Annotated in this window: 14 protein-coding genes; 7 read left to right on the plus strand and 7 right to left on the minus strand. The window is 71.5% G+C overall.

Annotation, left to right across the window (positions count from 1 at the left end; translation table 11 throughout):
- Window positions 1-181: 181 nt before the first annotated feature.
- Window positions 182-2,257 (minus strand): LasA N-terminal domain-containing protein, encoded by a 2,076-nt coding sequence (locus DEI97_RS11025; RefSeq protein WP_111074231.1) that lies wholly within the window; start codon window positions 2,255-2,257, stop codon window positions 182-184.
- A 229-nt stretch (window positions 2,258-2,486) separates the two neighbouring features.
- Entirely contained in the window at window positions 2,487-3,518 is a 1,032-nt protein-coding gene (locus DEI97_RS11030; protein WP_181439175.1) for a glycosyltransferase family 2 protein, read from the minus strand.
- 101 nt (window positions 3,519-3,619) lie between these two features.
- Between DEI97_RS11030 and DEI97_RS11035 the strand changes: the two genes are divergently transcribed.
- From DEI97_RS11035 to DEI97_RS11065, 7 genes are all read left to right on the plus strand, one after another.
- Window positions 3,620-6,187 carry a glycosyltransferase gene (locus DEI97_RS11035; RefSeq protein WP_111074232.1) on the plus strand — a complete coding sequence of 856 codons (2,568 nt, stop codon included), beginning with the start codon at window positions 3,620-3,622 and terminating at the stop codon, window positions 6,185-6,187.
- Between the two features lie 69 nt (window positions 6,188-6,256).
- On the plus strand, window positions 6,257-7,153 hold the full coding sequence (locus DEI97_RS11040) for an ABC transporter permease (RefSeq protein ID WP_258376656.1): 897 nt from the start codon (window positions 6,257-6,259) through the stop codon (window positions 7,151-7,153).
- A 4-nt stretch (window positions 7,154-7,157) separates the two neighbouring features.
- Complete coding sequence (locus tag DEI97_RS11045) at window positions 7,158-8,399, plus strand: ABC transporter ATP-binding protein (RefSeq protein ID WP_111074233.1); 1,242 nt, start codon at window positions 7,158-7,160, stop codon at window positions 8,397-8,399.
- A gap of 2 nt (window positions 8,400-8,401) precedes the next feature.
- On the plus strand, window positions 8,402-9,529 hold the full coding sequence (locus DEI97_RS11050; protein WP_220039183.1) for a glycosyltransferase family 4 protein: 1,128 nt from the start codon (window positions 8,402-8,404) through the stop codon (window positions 9,527-9,529).
- Entirely contained in the window at window positions 9,526-10,383 is an 858-nt protein-coding gene (locus tag DEI97_RS11055) for a glycosyltransferase family 2 protein (protein WP_111074234.1), read from the plus strand. The genes DEI97_RS11050 and DEI97_RS11055 overlap by 4 nt, the downstream gene beginning before the upstream one ends.
- Before the next feature lie 64 nt (window positions 10,384-10,447).
- Window positions 10,448-11,593 carry a glycosyltransferase family 2 protein gene (locus tag DEI97_RS11060; RefSeq protein WP_181439176.1) on the plus strand — a complete coding sequence of 382 codons (1,146 nt, stop codon included), beginning with the start codon at window positions 10,448-10,450 and terminating at the stop codon, window positions 11,591-11,593.
- Between the two features lie 29 nt (window positions 11,594-11,622).
- Complete coding sequence (locus DEI97_RS11065) at window positions 11,623-12,951, plus strand: hypothetical protein (RefSeq protein WP_111074236.1); 1,329 nt, start codon at window positions 11,623-11,625, stop codon at window positions 12,949-12,951.
- Between the two features lie 47 nt (window positions 12,952-12,998).
- On the opposite strand, the gene DEI97_RS11070 is transcribed toward DEI97_RS11065, so the two are convergent.
- The 5 genes from DEI97_RS11070 to DEI97_RS11090 form a co-directional block, all read right to left on the minus strand.
- Window positions 12,999-14,831, minus strand: a complete 1,833-nt coding sequence (locus DEI97_RS11070; RefSeq protein WP_111074237.1) for a glycosyltransferase family protein — start codon at window positions 14,829-14,831, stop codon at window positions 12,999-13,001.
- A gap of 134 nt (window positions 14,832-14,965) precedes the next feature.
- A complete protein-coding gene (gene rfbA, locus DEI97_RS11075) occupies window positions 14,966-15,829 on the minus strand; it encodes a glucose-1-phosphate thymidylyltransferase RfbA (RefSeq protein ID WP_111074238.1) in 864 nt (287 codons plus the stop codon).
- 12 nt (window positions 15,830-15,841) lie between these two features.
- Complete coding sequence (locus DEI97_RS11080; RefSeq protein ID WP_111074239.1) at window positions 15,842-16,453, minus strand: dTDP-4-dehydrorhamnose 3,5-epimerase family protein; 612 nt, start codon at window positions 16,451-16,453, stop codon at window positions 15,842-15,844.
- A 27-nt stretch (window positions 16,454-16,480) separates the two neighbouring features.
- Window positions 16,481-17,578 (minus strand): glycosyltransferase, encoded by a 1,098-nt coding sequence (locus tag DEI97_RS11085; RefSeq protein WP_111074240.1) that lies wholly within the window; start codon window positions 17,576-17,578, stop codon window positions 16,481-16,483.
- 12 nt (window positions 17,579-17,590) lie between these two features.
- Window positions 17,591-19,057: a DUF2142 domain-containing protein gene (locus DEI97_RS11090; protein WP_181439177.1), complete on the minus strand. Its 1,467-nt coding sequence runs from the start codon at window positions 19,055-19,057 to the stop codon at window positions 17,591-17,593.
- Window positions 19,058-19,065 lie beyond the last annotated feature (8 nt).

The following is a 19,065-nucleotide window of genomic DNA, read 5'->3' on the forward strand; positions in this document are numbered from 1 at the left end:
GTCCCGAGGGGCCGGGGTGTCTGATCGGAGACACAGCGTCCGGATCGCCGGACACAGCGCGGTCGCCAGACTCGGTCCGATCGCCAGACACGATGTCCGGTCGCGACTCACGGTGGTCGGAGGAACAGCCGTGCCCGCCCGCAGGAGCGGACGGGCACGGTGACACGGAGCGTCGGACGACTCAGCGGACGACGACCGACTTGCAGCCGAGCGCGGTGCCCGACGACCCGGAGGCGTCCACCGCGGTGGCGCACACCTGGTGCGTCCCGGCGGTGGCCGTGATCGTCGTCGTCCACCCACGCTGGCGTCCGGCGGTCGGGTGGGCGCGCGCCACGTCGGCGCGGACGGCGCCGGTCTGGACGCGGGTGGCCTTGCCGTCGACGGTCACGTCGACCGGGATGAGCGCCGTGGTGTCGGCGTCCCAGGCCCAGCCGGACACGGCGATGCCGCCGCTGACCGCCGTGGCGCTGTCGAAGGCGCCCACCGGGGCGGAGCCGACCTGGATCGTCGCGCACTTGAGCGCCGGGTTCGTCGTGCCCGCGCCGGCGTTGATCGCGTAGACGCACACCTTGTGGGAGCCGGGCTTCGCGGCGACGGTGGTCGAGAACCCGTGCGCTGCGCCGTAGACCGGGAACACCTTCGCGATGTCCGAGCGGCTCTGGTTCGCGCTGATCCGGCGTCCGACACCGTCGACGTAGACGTCCACGGAGATCGGGCTGGTGACGTCACCGTCGACCGTCCACCCACGGATCGCGATGCCCGCGGCGGTCGGGGTCATCGAGTCGACGGAGCCGGTCGGGGTCGAGCCCGGCACGCGCACCGAGCGGCACGCGGCGAGGAGCTTGTCCGCACCGGGTCCGACGTTCACACCGGTGACACAGACCGAGCGCGTCCCACCGGCCGCAGGGACCGTGACGTCGAAGCCGTGCTTCGCCCCGGCACCCGGGTAGGCGCGGGAGACGTCGGACCGCGACGCCGACGCGGTCACCGTGGTGGCCTTGCCGTCGACCGCGATGCGGGCCTTGATCGACGTCGCCTTCTTGTCCGGGTCGATCGTCCAGCCGTTGACCCGCAGGCCGCCGGGGACCGCGGTGACCCCGTTGACGGCACCGAACGGGGCCGCCTTGATGACGGTGACGGTCTTGCAGCCGAGGCTCTGGCTGCGCAGGCCGTCGGTCCCGAGCGCCGTGACGCACACCTTCCGGGAGCCCGGCGCCGCCGCGATGCTGGACTTGAAGCCGTGCGCGTTGCCGAAGCCGGGGTGCGCCCGTCCGATGTCCGGGCGGGACGCCGATGCGGTGATCCGGGTGACGGTGGAGTCCACGGTCACGTCGACCTTGGTCGAGGCCTTGTCGGTCGGGTCGATCGCCCAACCGTTGACGGTGACGCTCTCGGCGCCACCGGTGACGCCGTCCAGGCGCCCCTGGGGCTGGGCGTTCGAGGTCGGCGAGCCGAACCAGTCCGTGTACATCCGCCAGAAGTTGCGGTTGCCGTACGCCGAGCACGAGTCACCCGTGCCGTAGAGGTTGTTCAGCGCGGCCGTGTTCGGGGTGTACGGCGTGTAGTAGTACAGCGCGGCGGTCGCCTTGTTCTGGACCGAGACCGACTTGGTGCCGCAGGAGGTCGGCACGTTGTACTGGATCTGGCGCACGCCCGGGTTGAACCAGGTGAAGTAGTTGCTGGTGCCGGCGGGGTTGCCGTAGCGCTTCCACTGCCACGCGGACCAGTAGACCTGGTTGCCGACGCCGGCGTAGGCCGGGTCGCAGTGGCCGCCGACGTTGTCGGGGCAGGCGTAGCCCATCGCGCGCTCGAGCCGGGAGGCGGAGGGGTTCCGCGCGGTGGCGCCGCTGACCAGGGTCTGCTCCTTCTGGAGCGTCACGAGGATGACCTTCGGGCTGATCGAGCAGGCGGCGGCGACGCGGGAGATCATCACCGCGGCCGAGAGGTTCGACCCCCCGGTGACGGCGCGGCACATCGGGTCGCTGCCGCGGGAGTTCATGCTGAACCTCCCGTTGCTGAGGCAGGAACTCGACGCACAGGTGCCGACTTGGGTGCTGAGGAACGACTGGATCTGCGCGGCGCTCATCGAGGCGCCGTCGTAGAAGTTGGCGTCCGAGATGATGTTGCCCGCCGAGAACGACGAACCCGTCACCGCGGACGCGGAGTCCTGGGAGGTGTTCGGACCGGACAGCTGGAAACCGACCAGCACACTCGCGAGCGCGAGCATGCTCGCGATGATGGCGACGACCTTCTTCACGTCGTGGGGCCTTCCGTTGGCGTCGACGGGGTTGGGTGGCGTGCGCGATGCGCTCTGCGCAGTCGGTCGACCCCTGACGAACGGCCGGTGCACACGGGTCACATCAGGTTACCTGGATCACAGTGATCACACAGCCCCCAGTCCTGCCCCCGAACGGGAGGCCCGGCTCGTCCCCGTCGCGCCCGCTCCGGACCGCGGTCACCCGCGTCCCGCACGCCTGAGCATCGGTTCAGGAGTTCGGGTCGAGTGACGCCTCGACCCGGCGACGGACCGCCGCACCCACGCCGTCGCCGCGCCGGGCGCGACGGGCGTGGCGGAGGACGGCAGGAGCCTCCCGGCAGAGCCGCCACCACGCGGCCGGCGTGAGCTGCGCCGACGACGGCCGCAGCAGGTCCCTGACCAGGCGACCCGCGGTCCGGACCACGACCCGCAGGGCGAACCCGGCCGAGGCGTTCCGCAGCACGACGGCCAGACGGTTCCGCATGCTCTGCGAGCGGACCAGGGGTGAGTCACTGCCGGAGCTGGCCGCGTGCCGGTGCACGACGACCGCGTCGGGGGCGTGCCGGACCTCGTAGCCGGCGAGGCGGAGGCGCCACGCGACGTCGAGGTCCTCGTAGTACATGAAGAGGGACGGGTCGAAACCGCCGACCGCGTCGAGGGGCTCGCGACGGAGGAACGCCGCTCCCCCGGAGAAGCCGAACAGCGGCGCGGCCTCGGGCCCGTCGTCGAGCGGGCGGAGCCAGTCGCGGTCGCGTCCGTTGCCGGAGCGGTCCAGCACGACGCCCGTGCCGTTCACCAGGGTCTGACCGACCTCCGCGCGTCGCCAGCGTCGACCGTCCGGTGCGACGAGGTCGTCCGCGGACCGCGGGTCACCGGCGGGGACCGGGGCGAACCGTCCTTCGAGGACCACCGTGGCGGCGACGGCCGCGACCCGTGGGCCGCCCGCCGCGAGGACGGCGAGTCCGCGGTCGAGGAACCCGTGGTCGGCCACCGCGTCGTTGTTGAGGAGCACGACGACCTCGCCCGAGGCGGCGGCGATCCCCCGCACGACGCCACCGGCGAACCCGGAGTTGGTGGGCTCCGGCACCACGACGACGTCCGGCAGGTCCGCGCGGTACGCGGCGACCGTGGCGTCGTCGGCCTCGTTGACGACGAGCACCACCTCGACCGACGCGTCGACCCGCTGGGAGAGCACGGACTCGACGGCCCGGCGGGTGAGCTCGGGCTGGTGCCAGTCGATGATGACCACGGAGACGTCCACGGCGTCAGTCTCCCAGGTCCCGGGTGTCCGGAGATCGCGTCGGTATAGTCGTACCCGCCTTCCGCAGGCACCTTCGCCAGCCGACGTATGGAGTCCGTTCCGTGTCCACCTCCGCGCCCCGCGTGTCCGTCGTCGTCATCAACTTCCGAGGGACGGACGACACGCTCGAGTGCATCGCCCGCCTCAGCGAAGTCGACTGGCCGGCGGACCGCCTCGAGATCGTCGTCGTCGAGAACGGCTCCGGCGACGACAGCGAACAGCGGCTCCGGGCCGCGCTCGGTGCCCAGTCGAACGTGAAGATCATCGTGTCGGCCGAGAACCTCGGCTTCACCGGCGGCAGCAACCTCGGTGCACGTGAGGCGAGCGGTGACGTCGTCGCCTTCCTCAACAACGACGCCAAGCCGGACGTCAACTGGGTGAAGGAGGGCATCGCCGGGTTCGCCCCGAGCCCCCGCGTCGCAGCCGTCGCCAGCAAGGTCCTCGACTGGGAGGGCCAGACGATCGACTTCGTCGAGTCCGGCCTCAGCTGGTTCGGCATGGGCTACAAGAACCACATCGCCGAGCTCGACGACGGCCGCTTCGACGAGCCGCAGGACCTGCTGTTCGGCACCGGCTCGGCGCTGTTCGTCCGCCGCGACGTCTTCCTCGAGGTCGGTGGCTTCGACGAGGGCCTGTTCATGTTCTACGACGACGTGGACCTCGGCTGGCGCCTCAACCTGCTCGGCTACCGCGTCCGGTTCGCACCGCGGTCCGTCGTCTACCACAAGCACCACGGCTCGATGAAGTCGTTCGGCGACCACCGCGAGATGTACCTGCTCGAGCGGAACGCCCTGCACCTGCTCTACAAGAACCTGTCCGACGAGAACCTCGGCGTCTTCCTGCCCGCCGCCCTCGCCCTGCTCGCCCGTCGCGCGGTGGCGAAGAGCGGCCGGGACTCGGAGGAGTTCGACATCCGTCGCTTCACCGGCGCCCCGGACGAGTTCGACCCGACCACCCCGATGTCGAAGGAGGCGGTGGCCGGGCTGTACGCGCTCGACCAGTTCGTCTCAGACCTCCCCCGCCTGTCGGAGGAACGGCGACGCATCCAGGGGCAGCGCGTCAAGACCGACAAAGAGGTCTTCCGCCTGTTCGGCGACGCCTTCAAGCCGCTGTTCGAGGACGGCTACTTCCTCGAGGGCTACCAGGCCATCATCGAGGCGTTCGACGTCGAGCAGCCGATGCACCGCACCCGCGTGCTCGTCATCACCGGTGACGCCCTGGGTGCCAAGATGGCCGGCCCGGGCATGCGTGCGTGGAAGATCGCCGAGGCCCTCAGCGAGCACAACGACGTCCGCCTGGTGACCTGGAACGTCGCGAACCGCAAGACCGACCGCTTCGAGGTGTCCCGCGTCCCGCTCCAGCACGAGCGCGCCATGCGGGAGCACGAGGAGTGGGCCGACGTCATCTTCTTCCAGGGCTACGCGCTCCACCACTTCCAGACCCTGCAGAACTCGAACAAGGTCATGGTCGTCGACCTGTACGACCCGATGCACCTCGAGCAGCTCGAGCAGGCGCGCGACAACGGCGACGTCGGCTGGCGCAACCAGGTGACCAGCACGACCGAGGTGATCAACCGCCAGCTCGAGCGCGGCGACTTCTTCCTCTGCGCCTCCGAGCGGCAGCGCCTGTTCTGGCTCGGACAGCTCGCCGGGGTCGGTCGGGTCAACCCGGACAACTACCTGGCCGACGACAACCTGAAGAAGCTCATCGCCATCGCACCGTTCGGCATGGACTTCACCCCGCCGGCGCACGAGCGCAAGGCCATCCGCGGCGTCACGCCCGGCATCGGCGAGGACGACAAGGTCGTCATCTGGGGCGGCGGCATCTACAACTGGTTCGACACCCCGTCGCTGGTGCGCGCGATCGCCAAGGTCGCCGAGACGCACGACGACATCCGCCTGTTCTTCCTCGGCGTCGCGCACCCGAACCCGGACGTGCCGGAGATGGCGATCGTGTCCGAGACCCGTCGCCTCAGCGACCAGCTCGGTCTGACGAACAAGCACGTGTTCTTCAACGAGCAGTGGGTCGCACTCGACGACCGTCAGAACTACCTGCTCGAGGCCGATGCAGGCGTCTCGACGCACTTCGCGCACATCGAGACGACGTTCTCGTTCCGCACCCGCATCCTCGACTACATGTGGGCGAACCTGCCGATCGTCACCACCGACGGCGACAGCTTCGGCGACCTGGTGGCGGCCGAGGGCATGGGCGTCGCGGTCAAGGAGCGCGACGTCGACGGACTCGCCGCTGCGCTCGAGTCGATGCTGTACGACCCCGAGGCCGCCCAGGCTGCCCGCGATGCCGTGAGCCGCGTCCGGTCCGACTTCACCTGGGAGCGGGCGCTCGAACCCCTCGTCGAGTTCTGCAAGGACCCGCACGTCGCCGCCGACCGCGCCCACGAAGCAGCGGTCCCGGCTGGCTCCGTCGCCGCAGCCGGACGCCCGCGCGTGCAGCTGAGCCCGGCCCGGCAGCGCGAGCTCCAGTTCCACCAGATCGCGAACAGCCGGCACGGCATCTCGCGTGACGTGCGCCTGGCCACCTGGTACCTCCGCGAGAACGGCGTGACCGGGCTCCGGGACAAGGTCCAGAACCGTGTGCGCATCATGCGGGAGAGCAAGAACGGGCGCTGACGTCCGGCGGCCCCCTGTGGCCGCCGATGTACAGTTGTCCGTCGCCCGCGTCGAATGTGAGGAAACACCTTGAGCAACATCGTCACCGAGCGGTTCGATCGGCTCCGCCAGGAGCGGATGATCCCGGCCGGTCGCCCGGCCACCGCCGTCATCGGGTCGATCCGAGAGGTCTTCGCGCACCGGCAGCTGCTCGACCTGCTGATCCGTCGTGACCTGAAGTCCCGGTACAAGGACAGCGCGCTCGGGTTCGCGTGGACGCTGATCCGTCCGCTCGTGCAGCTGGCGATCTACTACTTCGTCCTGGGCGAGATCCTCGGCGCGTCCCGCAACATCCCCGAGTTCGCGATCTACGTGTTCTCGGGTCTGACGCTCTACGGCCTGTTCAGCGAGATCGTCGCGGCGGGGACGGCGTCGATCGTCTCGAACGGCGGGCTGATCAAGAAGATCTACCTGCCGCGTGAGATCTACCCGCTGGCGAGCGTGGGCGCGGCGCTGTTCAACTTCGGCGTCCAGCTCGTCGTGCTCCTCGCCGCCGCGATCCTGCAGAGCGGCTTCGCCTGGGTGCGGCTCGACCTGCTCTACTTCTTCCCCGCGACCCTGGTGATCCTGATCTGGGCCACCGCGTTCGCACTGCTGCTCGCCGCGGCGAACGTGTACCTGCGCGACATGCAGTACCTGGTCGAGGTCCTGGTGCTCCTGCTCATGTGGGGCTCCCCCATCGTCTACGCCTGGCAGATGGTCGCGACGCGGGCACCGGAGTGGCTCCTCACCCTCTACACGTCCAACCCCATCACGCTGGCCGTGCTCGGCATCCACCGGGCCTTCTGGACCGCGGGCCCCGACTCGGAGTACCCGGCACACCTGCTGCTGCGCCTGTGCGTCGCCGGGCTCGTCGGCCTCGTCGCGCTGCTGCTGTGCCAGCGCGTGTTCGCCAAGCTGCAGGGCAACTTCGCCCAGGAGATCTGATCCGATGACCATCGACGCCAACCTGACGCAGGAGACCCGCTCCCCGTTCTCGGACGCCCCCGCCGTGGTCACGGTGAAGAACGTCTCGAAGCGCTTCACGATCCGCAAGGACAACTCCCTCAAGGAGCGCATCGTCACGCTCGGTCGCGCCGGACGCCGCCACAGCGAGGACTTCTGGGCACTCAAGGACATCAGCCTGGACATCCCCGCCGGCACGACGATCGGCCTGCTCGGCCCGAACGGCTCCGGCAAGTCGACGCTGCTGAAGACCATCGGCGGCATCCTCGAACCGACCACCGGGTCCGTCGAGCGTCGCGGTCGCCTGGCCGCGCTCATCGAGCTCGGCGCCGGCTTCCACCCCGACCTGACCGGTCGCGAGAACGTCTACCTGAACGCCGCGATCCTCGGCCAGACGCAGGAGGAGACCGAGGCACGCTTCGACGACATCCTGCAGTTCTCCGGCATCGGCGACTTCATCGACACCCAGGTGAAGTTCTACTCATCCGGCATGTACGTCCGACTCGCCTTCGCGGTCGCGATCAACACCGACCCGGACGTCCTGCTCGTGGACGAGGTCCTGGCCGTCGGTGACGAGCAGTTCCAGAAGAAGTGCCTCGACAAGATCCGCGAGTTCCAGGCGCAGGGCCGCACGATCATCCTGGTGTCGCACTCCCTGGGACAGGTCCAGGAACTCTGCGACTCCGCCGTCGTGCTGCACCACGGCGAGGTGAAGTTCCAGGGCTCCGCGCGCCTGGCGGTGAAGAACTTCCGCGAGATCCTCGAGGGCCGCCGCATCGCCGAGGCTGAGGCCGCGCACCCGGAAGCGGACGCGAACCCCGGCAAGGTCGAGCACGTCGAGCTCTCGATCCCGGGCCGTGCCCGCGGCGCCGAGCACCACCACGGCGACGACCTCGTCATCCGCGCGACGTTCTCGCACAAGGACGTCCTGCCCGAGTGGCGTGCCGGCATCAAGATCGAGAACCACCTCGGCAACCCGGCCTTCGGCATCGACAGCCGCCAGACCCAGGTCCGGCACGACCCGCTCCGTGGGACGGCGACGGTCGAGTGGCACCTCAGCGACCTGCGCCTGGGCGGTGGGCAGTACTTCGTCCACGTGTTCCTGGCGAAGACGAACGGCGAGCACATCGTCATGGAGCGCGAGGCCGCCCGCTTCGTCGTGGTCGACGAGGACACGCAGTCGGGGATCGCCTGGACGAAGACCACCGAGCGCCAGGTCAAGGGCTGACGTTGGGCGGACTCCCGGTGCTGGTCGACGCCACGTCGATCCCACCGAACCGCGGCGGCGTGGCCCGGTACATCTCCGGGCTCCTGGCCGGGCTCGACGAACTCGGCGAGCACGTCGACGTGGTGGCGAAGCCGGACGACGTCGCGTGGCTCCGCGGGCTGGCGCCGGGGCACCGGTACCACGCGGCTCCGGAGTGGACCGCCTCCCGGCCGCTGCGCCTCGTGTGGGAGCAGACCGGACTGGTCGCCCTGACCCGGCGGGTGGGAGCCGCGGTCCTGCACAGCCCGCACTACACGTTCCCGGTGATCCGGGCCTCCCGGACCGTCGTCACCCTGCACGACGCGACCTTCTTCAGCGACCCGGCAGCGCACTCGACGCTCAAGGTGCGGTTCTTCCGCGCGTGGACGCGACTGGCCCGCCGTCTCGCCCGGGCGACCGTCGCGCCCAGCGCGGCGACCGTCCGCGAACTCGACCGGTTCGCCGGCCGACCGCGTCGCGCGACCGTCGTCGCGCACCTCGGCGTCGACCGCTCGCTGTTCCACCCGCCGACCGACGCCGACCTCGCCGCCTTCCGCGCGGCGCACGAGCTGGCGGCGGACGCCGAGTGGATCGCCTTCCTCGGCACCGTCGAACCGCGCAAGCGCGTGCCGGAACTCATCGCTGCACACCGGGCGCTCGGCGCCGAGCGGTCCGACGTCCCCGCGCTGCTCGTCGCCGGCGGGCTCGGCTGGGACGAAGCTGCCGAACGCGAGCTGACGGCTGCTGGTGACCGTCCGGGAGCACCGCTGCGCCACCTCGGGTACCTGCCCGTCGACGAGCTGCGGGCGCTGCTCGGCGGGTCGCGCGTCGTGGCCTACCCGAGCATCGCGGAGGGCTTCGGCCTGCCGGTGCTCGAGGCGATGGCCTCCGGGGCCGACGTCCTGACCACCGACCGCCTGGCGATCCCCGAGGTCGGCGGCGACACCGTCACGTACACCGAGCCCGACGCCGGCCCCATCCGCACCGCGCTTGCCGGCCTGCTCGACGGCGACCCCGCCGACCGGGCCGACCGGATCGCCCGCGCACGCCGACGAGCCGACGGGTTCACCTGGGCCGCCTGTGCCCGCGCGCACCTCGGGGTGTACCGGTGAGCGGCGAGGCCGCGGCACGCGCGGCGATCGTCACCGTCTCCTACAACTCCGGCGACGTCCTGCCGGCGTTCCTCGCTTCCGTGCCAGCGGCGAGCACGGACGTCGTCCCGGTGGTCGTCGCCGACAACGACTCGGCCGACGCCGACGCGCTCCGTGCCGTGACCGAGGCCGCCGGCGCACGGTTCCTGGCACTCGGCGAGAACCGCGGCTACGGCGGCGCCGTGAACCGGGCCGTCGCCACGCTCGACCCGGCGGTGCGGTGGGTCCTCGTGTCGAACCCCGACGTCGTCCTCGAGCCGGGCGCGCTCGACCGGCTCGTCGCGACCGCCGAGAGCGACCCGGGCATCGGTGCGACCGGTCCCCGGCTGCTCGAACCCACCGGCGAGGTCTACCCGTCCGCCCGCCTCGTGCCCTCCCTCCGGACCGGGCTCGGACACGCGGTCTTCGCGAACGTCTGGCCCGGCAACCCGTGGACCCGGCGGTACCGGCAGGACGGCGAACACGACGGGCAGCGCGACGCCGGGTGGCTCTCCGGTGCCTGCGTCCTGGTTCGCCGTGACGTCCTCGACCGGCTCGGTGGCTTCGACGAGGGCTACTTCATGTACTTCGAGGACGTCGACCTCGGCTGGCGCATCGGGCGTCTCGGACTCCGGAACGTGTACGAGCCCGCCGCGACCGCGACCCACATCGGCGGGACCGCGACGCAGGGGTCCTCCGAGCGGATGCGCCGCGCACACCATGAGAGCGCGTACCGCTTCCTGGCACGGAAGTACCCGGCCTGGTGGCTGTGGCCGCTCCGGCTCGTGCTGCGTGCTGCCCTCGCTGTGCGCGCCCACGCCACGAAGACCCGCTGACACGGTATCGTCGCTCGATCCGACCGCCTCCCCCGGCGACCCTGAACCCGGAAGACCCCCACCCATGACCCTCGCTGTCACCCTGATGGTCCGCGACGAAGCGGATGTCGTCCCGGCCTGGCTGGACCACCACGTGGCCCAGGGCTTCGACGTCTTCGTCATCACCGACAACGGCTCGGTCGACGGGACCACCGAACTCCTCACCGCGTTCGCCGCGCGCACCGACGTCACCGTGGACCTCCGCCACGACCCGGTGCACCGGAAGCAGCAGGGCACCGTCGTCACCGGGATGGCCCGCGACGCCGCACGCACGCACCACGCCGACTGGGTCGTGAACGCCGACGCCGACGAGTTCATCCTGCCGGTCGACCGTTCCCTGACGGTGCGCCAGGTGTTCGAGCGTCTGGACCCGGCGGTCGGTGCGTTCACGGTGCCGGTGGTCAACATGACCGGGATGCTCGCCGAGTCCGGCGACGGCATCGAGCGGCTGCACTGGCGGGACGAGCGATCGGTGCCCGAGCTGCAGGCGATCGGGCTGATCGGCCCCCCGACCACCAACGCCGTGCACGTCGGGGACCCCGACGTGACGGTCGTGCAGGGCAACCACCAGGTCAGCGTCGCGAACGGCGCCCCGGTGCCCGACGGGCTCCGGCTCGAGGTCCTGCACCTGCCCTGGCGGTCCTGGGCCCAGTACGAGCACCGGGTCGACGTCAGCGGCCGGGCGTACGAGGCGAACCCCGACCTGACCCCGAGCCCTCGCCACCACGGCATGCGGGACCTCCACCGCCTGCGGGAGGGCGTGCTGCAGGCGACCTTCGCGCTGCGCTTCGTCACCGACGAGGACGCTGCTGCCGGGGCCTTCACCCGTGACGACGGCATCGCCGAGGTGCTGCGCTCGGTCGGGTCGACCGCCCTGGACGCCGCGCCGGACCCGGTCGTGCCGGAGGGCGAGCTGCGCCGTCTGCAGGCCGTCGGGCACGCGGTCGTCGGCCGCGACCACCGGATCGAGACGCTCGAGGATGCCCTCCAGACGAGCGAGGCCACCGCCGAGATGCTGCGGGCCACCGTGCAGTTCGAGCGGGACCGTGCCGAGGCCGCGCTGCACCGGGTAGCGGAACTGGAGTCGGAGCTCGCCGCGATGCGCGGGCGCCGAGCCGTGCGCTACGCCGACAAGGCCCAGGCGATGGCGCGCCGCCTCCGCGGGCACTGAGCCGTCCTCGCCGCCGGTATCGTCATCGGGTGCAGTTGACTCTCGAGGCCCGTTCCCGTCGCGTCCTGACCCCGGCCGCCGCCGCCGCCATCGCGGTCGTCGTCGCCCTCGTGACGTTCGTCCGGATCCCCGAGACGGCACGCAACACGATGTGGGCCGACGATGCCACCCGCTTCGTCGGCGAGAACATCCGGGTCGGTCTGCTCGAGTCGCTGACGATCCCCTACGGCGGGTACCTGCAGTTCGTCCCGCGCATCGGCGGGTGGCTGGCGCTCCGCGCGGGCGACTTCTCGGGGCTGGCCCGGGACGTCACCATCGTCTCCTGCGGCATCGCCGGGCTCTTCGCTGCTCTGGTGTTCGTGCTCTCATCGCAGTTCGTCCGCCACACCTGGGTCCGGGTGCTGATCGGCCTGGTGCCGGCGTTCGTCCCGACGATCCCGATGGAGACCGCCGGCAACCTGGCGAACCTGCACTGGTACGTCCTGGTGGCCACGCCGTTCCTGTTCGCGTTCGTCCCGCGCCACTGGGTCTCCGGCGGCCTGCTCGGGGTCGCGGCGCTGCTCATGACGCTGTCCGAGACGCAGACCCTGCTGTTCGTGCCGCTGCTGCTCATCGGCGTCAACCGGGTCCGGAAGTCGCCGGTCGTGGTCGGTGCCGTCCTCGGGCTCGCGACGCAGCTGATCTCCCTGAACCTGGCGCCCCGGACCGGGCGCAACGACGTCGACCTCGGGCTCTCCGACATCGCGGCCGGCTACCTCGTGCAGCCGTTCGCCAGCACGTGGACGACCGACGCGGCCCGCGTCGGCTCGATCGTCTTCCGGCACGGCTGGTGGGTCCTCGCGGTGCCCTTCGCGGTGGTGCTCCTGGTGGTCGCCGTCGGGTTCTGGCGGGGCGTCGCGCCGCAGCGCATCATCCTCGGCTCGTTGGTCGTCGGATCGGCGGCGTCGTGGGCGGCGCCGCTCATCATCACCCCGTCGACCGGGTTCCTCTTCGCGCACTACACGCTCGAGCAGTTCGGCGTGTTCCACGTCGTCCGCTACACGGCGGTCGCGTCGATGTTCATCATGATGGCGCTGCTGGTCGTCGTCGACGTCGTCGCCGGTACGCGGTGGTCTCGGCTGCCGCGCTGGGCCGGACCGACGCTCGGAGCCGTCGTGACGGCGACGCTCGTCGTCAGTGCGGTCGTCAACTTCACCGTGCCGTGGTCGACCCGCGACGGCGGCCCGCTGTTCAGTGACGGCGTGGTGACGGCGACCGAGCAGTGCATCGGCAAGCCAGCCGACACCACGATCATGGTCCCGGTCGCCCCCAGCGCGAACTGGAACCTCTCGGCATCGTGCGCGTACGTGCAGCGCTGACGCCCCGCGGAGCACGCACGCGCTGACACCATGCGCAGCGCTGCGGGTCAGACGCCCCGGTGCCGGCGCACCGCGTCGAGGAGCGCCTCGGCCCGGCGGACGAACGCGTGCTCCGCACCGACCCGCGCCCCGCGTGCGGCCCGGTCTGCGGCCGACGTGGTCTCCCCCTGCCGGACCAGCTCCCGGAGTTCGTCCACGCCCCGGTAGCTCCGGACGGCGCCGTGGAACAACTCGTCGACGCCCGGTACCGGGTCGGTGAGCACGAGCGCCCCCGTGGCGGCGGCGTCGAACAGCCGGTTGGACACGAACCCGTCGCGGGCCATGTCGTCCCAGTGGTCGTTGAGCACCACCCTGGCACTTCGGTACAGCGCCGGAAGCGCGTCGTTCGCGACGAAGACCCCGCGGTGCACTCCTTCCGGCAGCAGCCCCTCCCACCCCTCGCCCCAGACGGCGAGGTCGAGTCCAGCGGCCACCGCGTCGCGCACCACCGGGCGGAAGACCTCGCGGGTCTTGCCGACGAACGCGGTGTCGAGGTCGGCGTACTCCGGTGCGGCGGCCCCCGGGTGGAACCGGGCCGGGTCCGTCGCCTGCAGGAGCGGTGCCACCTCGAGGCCGGTCTCCGCCGAGACCCGGTCCGCCCACACCGGCCCGGCGGCGAAACGCAGGTCGTAGCGGGCCAGTTCGTCCGCCGACACGAGGTCGGGGTGCGAGATGACCCAGAGCACGTTCGTCGCCGCGGGGTGCACCGGGGTGTCGTCGAGGCCGCGGAGCGTCAGCGCGACGTCGTCGAGGTGCTCGGACGCCGGCCGGACGTGCGACTCGCGATGGTCCACGACGACCTCCTGCCCGAGCGACCGCAACGCCGTCGCCAGGTCGCGCGCGAAGAAGGTGTCGCCCCAGTCGTCGCCACCGGGTCCCGGGTGGGCCGCGATCCGGATCGACCAGCGCAGCCGGACACCGCGGTCACGCAGCGCCAGCCGCTCGGGGCCGCGTTCGGCGCGGACGACGGGCTCGCGGAGGGCGACGGGGGCGCCTGCCGGGTCGGCGGTGGGGACGCCCGGCACGAGTCCGGCGCGGGCGAGGGCCACAGCCGCGGTGTCGTCGGTCCGCGTCCGCCAGTGCACGAGCGCCGATGCCGCATCCGTGTCGTAGCGTCGCTCTCGGAGCACGCTCGTCCGGTACACCCGTCCCAGTGCGACGGCGACGCAGGGACCGTCGGCAGCGTCCGCGCTGTCCCGCGTGAGTCGCGCGATGGCGGTCCGGGTGTCGACGGTCGGGACCGGCAGCGCCAGGTCCCGGGTGCGGACGGCGAAGCAGGGCTCGTCGGCGGCGAACACCTCGGCGCCGTCGAGCAGGTCCGCGTCCTCGGCGGGGTGGCCGCGCAGCAGGGAGGCGACCGGGGCGGTGCCGCGCACCAGCATGGCTCCGGCGCTGGCGACGAGGTCGTCACCGGTGCGGACGACGCCCACCGCGACGGCCGCACGGTCGAGTGCCGCCGTCAGCGTCGCGTACCCGCCGACGGGCATCGCGACGGACGCGTCCTGCACGACGACGACGGCGCTGCCGAGGAGCGGTCGTGCGGCAGCGACGGCACCGCCCCAGGTCGCCGCGACGCTCGCGCGGGCGACGACGTGGTCCGCCCCGGCGACGACCGGCGGGTAGACGCTCGTGGGACCCGCGTGCACGTCGTACACGCTGACGACGACGGTCGCGGCACCGGCGTCCCGCGCGGCCCGGACGGCCGGCAGGTGGGCGCCGTCACGGAACGCCGGTTCCGCCACCGTGACGACGACGTCGACGCCGTGGTCGCCCGCTCGTGCAGGCTCGGCGACCAGCGACGTGTCGACCGGGAGGCGCGGCTCGTCCGGGTACGTCGGCACCGGTCCCGACGGGGTCGCGTCGGGTGTCGACGAGGCACCGTCAGCCGCCGACGGACTCGCGCCAGTTGCCGACGGGCTCGCGCCAGGGCCGTCGGACCGGCCGAGGAGCCGACGCCACCCGGACCGGGCCACCGTCAGCCGCGCAGCAGGTTCTGCAGGTAGACGCCGTAGCCGCCCTTGACGAGCGGTGCGGCGAGGTCGGCGAGCTGCGTGTCGTCGATCCAGCCGTTGCGCCAGGCGATCTCCTCGATGCAGCCGATCTTGAAGCCCTGCCGGTCCTCGATCACCTTCACGTACTCGGACGCCTGCATCATCGACTCGAACGTGCCGGTGTCGAGCCAGGCGGTGCCACGGTCGAGGACCTGCACGCCGAGCTCCCCCGCCTCGAGGTAGCGCTCGTTGACGGTCGAGATCTCGAGCTCGCCGCGGGCGCTCGGCTCGATGGTCTTGGCGATCTCGATGACCTTGTTGTCGTAGAAGTACAGACCGGGGACGGCGTAGTTCGACTTCGGCTCCGCCGGCTTCTCCTCGATGGAGACGGCGGTGAAGTCGTCGTCGAACTCCACGACGCCGTACGCCTTCGGGTCGGCCACGTGGTACGCGAAGATCGTCGCGCCCTGCACCTCGGTGTTCTTGCGGAGGTTCGTGCCGAGCCCGGTGCCGTGGAAGATGTTGTCGCCGAGGACCAGGGCCACGCTGTCGTCACCGATGAAGTCCTCACCGATGACGAACGCCTGGGCCAGACCGTCCGGGGACGGCTGCACCGCGTACTGGATGTCCATGCCGAGGGCCGAGCCGTCACCGAGCAGCGCCTTGAACTGGTCGTTGTACTCCGGCGTCGTGATGATCAGCACCTCGCGGATGCCGGACATCATCAGCGTCGACAGCGGGTAGTAGACCATCGGCTTGTCGTAGATCGGCATGAGCTGCTTGCTGATGCCCTTGGTGATCGGCCAGAGGCGCGTGCCGGAACCACCGGCCAGGATGATGCCCTTCATGGGGGTGCGTCCTTACTTCGTCGTGGTCCGGAGGGACTCGGTGTAGGCGAGGCACTCCTCGAACGTGGGGAGCAGCCCCTGCTCGGCGGCCTGCTCGAGGGTCGGCGCGCTGGTGTCCTTCTCGGACAGCACCGGCTCGCCGATGCCGTCGGGCAGTTCGAGCCCGACGGTGGGGTCGAGGATGCTGATCCCCTTCTCGCGCTGGGGGTCGTAGTGCGCACTGACCAGGTAGTTCACCGTCGACTGGTCCTCGAGCGCGACGATGGCGTGACCGAGCCCCTCGGACAGGTACACGGCACGGCGGTCGACGTCGTCGATCCGGACGGAGTCCCACTGGCCGAACGTCGGCGAACCGACGCGGATGTCGATGATGTAGTCGATGAAGGCTCCGCGGACGGCCGTGACGTACTTGGCCTGGCTCGGTGCGACCAGGGCGTAGTGGATCCCCCGTGCGACGCCGCGCGACGAGATCGACATGTTCACCTGACGGAGGTCGAGCGGGTGGCCGACGGTCTCCTCGAGCACGTCCGCGCGGTAGGCCTCGAGGAACGCGCCCCGGGCGTCACCGTGCTGGACGGGGGTGAACTCCCACGCGCCTTGGATCTTCAGTTCTCGGATCTGCACCGGGGCAGCCTAGCAAGACTGCTGCGCTCAGAGGCCGAGGGCTCCTCGCCAGTCGCCGTCGGCCGTCACGAGCCGCTCGGCACGCACGTACGACCGGGCCTGCGCCACCCGGTCGTCGGCCTCCCGGAAGGCGGTCCGCAGTGCCTGCTGCCACGCGGCCGGCTCGTTCGTGGCGAGCAGACCACCGTGCGCGTCGATGCCCGCGTAGGAGGGCCGGTCCGAAGCGACGAACGGCAGCCCGAGCATGCTGACCTCGAGGAACTTGAGGTCGCTCTTGGCGTCGTTGAACGGGTCGTCGGTGAGCGGTGCGACCCCCGCCGACCAACGGTGCGCACAGTCCCGGAGGAACGCCACGAACTCGGGGTAGTGCGTCGCCCCCTCGGGCAGGTCCAGGCGGTCGAACCAGTCGGCGTCGGAGTCCGTCACGCCGACCACCTCGAGGCGGACCGCACGCCCGTCGTCGTCCACGAACCCGTCGAATGCCGGCCGGAGGAGCGCCAGGTCGTCGCCGTGCGTCGCGGACCCCATGTAGAGGATCCGGCGGGGGCCGGTCGGGTCCGGGCGGGACGGGCCGGTCCCCCACAGCCCCGGCTGGACGGCGTTCGGCACCACCACCGCCGGCATGCCCGCCGCCGCGAGCACCGCGCGCAGCGGCTCCGTCGACGTGACGACCACGTCGGCGGCCGCCACCAGGCGCTCGACGGACGCGAGTCGGTCGGGGTCGTACTCGGCGCGGACGAGCCGGGCACGGGCCTCCCGGCTGAAGAAGTCGTCGTCCACCTCCGCGACGATGCGGGTGCCCTCGCGGTGTGCGCGCTCGATCGCGGCGTCGAGCGAGGCGAGCGGGAAGGCGTCGCGCTGCACGAGGAGCACGTCGAGGTGGGCCGTGTCCGTCCCGTCGGCCCAGCGGATCGGCTCGACCTGGGCGACGCGGGCCGCTCCGGAGGCGGCGAGCGCCGACATCCGACCGGTGACGCGGATGTGCGCGGAGGCCGGGTGCACGCCGCCGGCGCCGTGCACGACGAAGCCGACCAGAGGCGGTTCCGGTGCCGTACCGGCCGCTGGGTCGCGCTGGTCGGGACGGCGGGTGATGAACCGCGCGAGTCGGGAGCGCAACGACGTCACGCTGTCATCCTGTCACGCCGGGACGGGAGTCTCGTCGGCGTCGGCATCGGTGGGCGCCGCGACGGTGGCTGGACGGCGGAGCGCCGCGGTCCAGACGAACGCGAGCACCGCAGCGAGCGCCACGAACGCGACGACGACCGCGATCCGGCTGATCGTCAACGTCGCCGGCACCTGGAACGCCGGAGCCGAGAGGTCGACGATGGCGAACCAGTCGTACCCGGCGGCGGCGACCCACACCGTGACGACCAGCGGCGAGAGGAACCGACCCAACCCGGCGAGGCCGATCGCCATCACGACGGCGAGCACCGGGACGACCGGCAGGCCGTACCGGGCCTGGGAGGCGCCGCCCTGCATGGTGAACCGGATCTGGAGGAAGACGACGAGCACGACGACCGCGGCGAGCATGAGGGCGACCAGCACGTCGGCGAGACGGTCGGAGGCGACGCGACCCCGACCGGCCACCACGGCGGGCGTTCCGGACGCGACACGCCCGCTCCGCCGCAGTGCGGGCACGACCGCGACGACGACCGCGAGCAGGAGCGGTCCGACGAGGAGCCACCAGGTCCAGTGCACGTCCGGCGCGAAGTGCCCTCGGAAGACCGAGAAGACGCCGGTCCAGAAGCCGGGATCGGTGACCGTCTCGACGAACCCGTGCTGTTGCCGGTGCAGGTGCGCCGCAGCCCACGCCGGTTGGCTGCCGGCGATGTTGCCGGTCAGCCGCTCGTTGCGGAGGAAGAACCAGCCCGCGGCCGAGGCGGGGGCGGCGGCGGCGATCACGACCGCGACCACGCGGCCGGCCACGCTGTTCCACCAACCGTTCCCACGGGCACAGAGGACGGCGACGAGGACAGCCAGCACGAACACCGCGAAGGTGAGGCGGCTGAGCATGCCGGCAGCCGTCACGACCGCGGCCAGGACGACCAGCCGGGTGGAGAGACCGCGACGGAGCGCCGTGGCCGCGACGCCGACCGCGAGTGCGCCGAACGCCATGTTCGGCAGGTCGTTGTAGACGGCACCGCCGACCAGCAGGAACATCGACGTCATCGACACGACCACGGCGGCGACGCTCGCGGCCAGCGGTCGGGTCGGCAGTACCCGCCGCGCCGCCCAGCCCGCTGCCAGGACGGTGAGACCGGCGAGCAGGGCGTTCACCGCTCGTCCGGCCAAGACCGCCTGGTACTGGTGGCCGCCGTCCCAGAGCGGCCCGACGACGGGCGCGAGGATCGCGTAGAACAGGGGCGGGTGCTGCGAGACCCACTGCACCGGCGGCGACGTCCCGAAGGACGCCTTGATCGTGAGTCCGTCCTCGAACACGGGCAGGTGACCATGCCACACGGACACCGCGTAGTCGAAGTGCGCGGCCTCGTCGCCCGAGTTGAAGGGCGGGGCGCTGAACCCGATCGCGATCGCGGCGAAGACGGCGAACACGGCCGCCGCCAGGACGATGCCGGCGTGGAGGGTCAGGGTCGGGCGGCGCACGATGAGCG

The sequence above is a fragment of the Curtobacterium sp. MCLR17_032 genome, from assembly GCF_003234795.2.
Taxonomy (GTDB): Bacteria; Actinomycetota; Actinomycetes; order Actinomycetales; family Microbacteriaceae; genus Curtobacterium.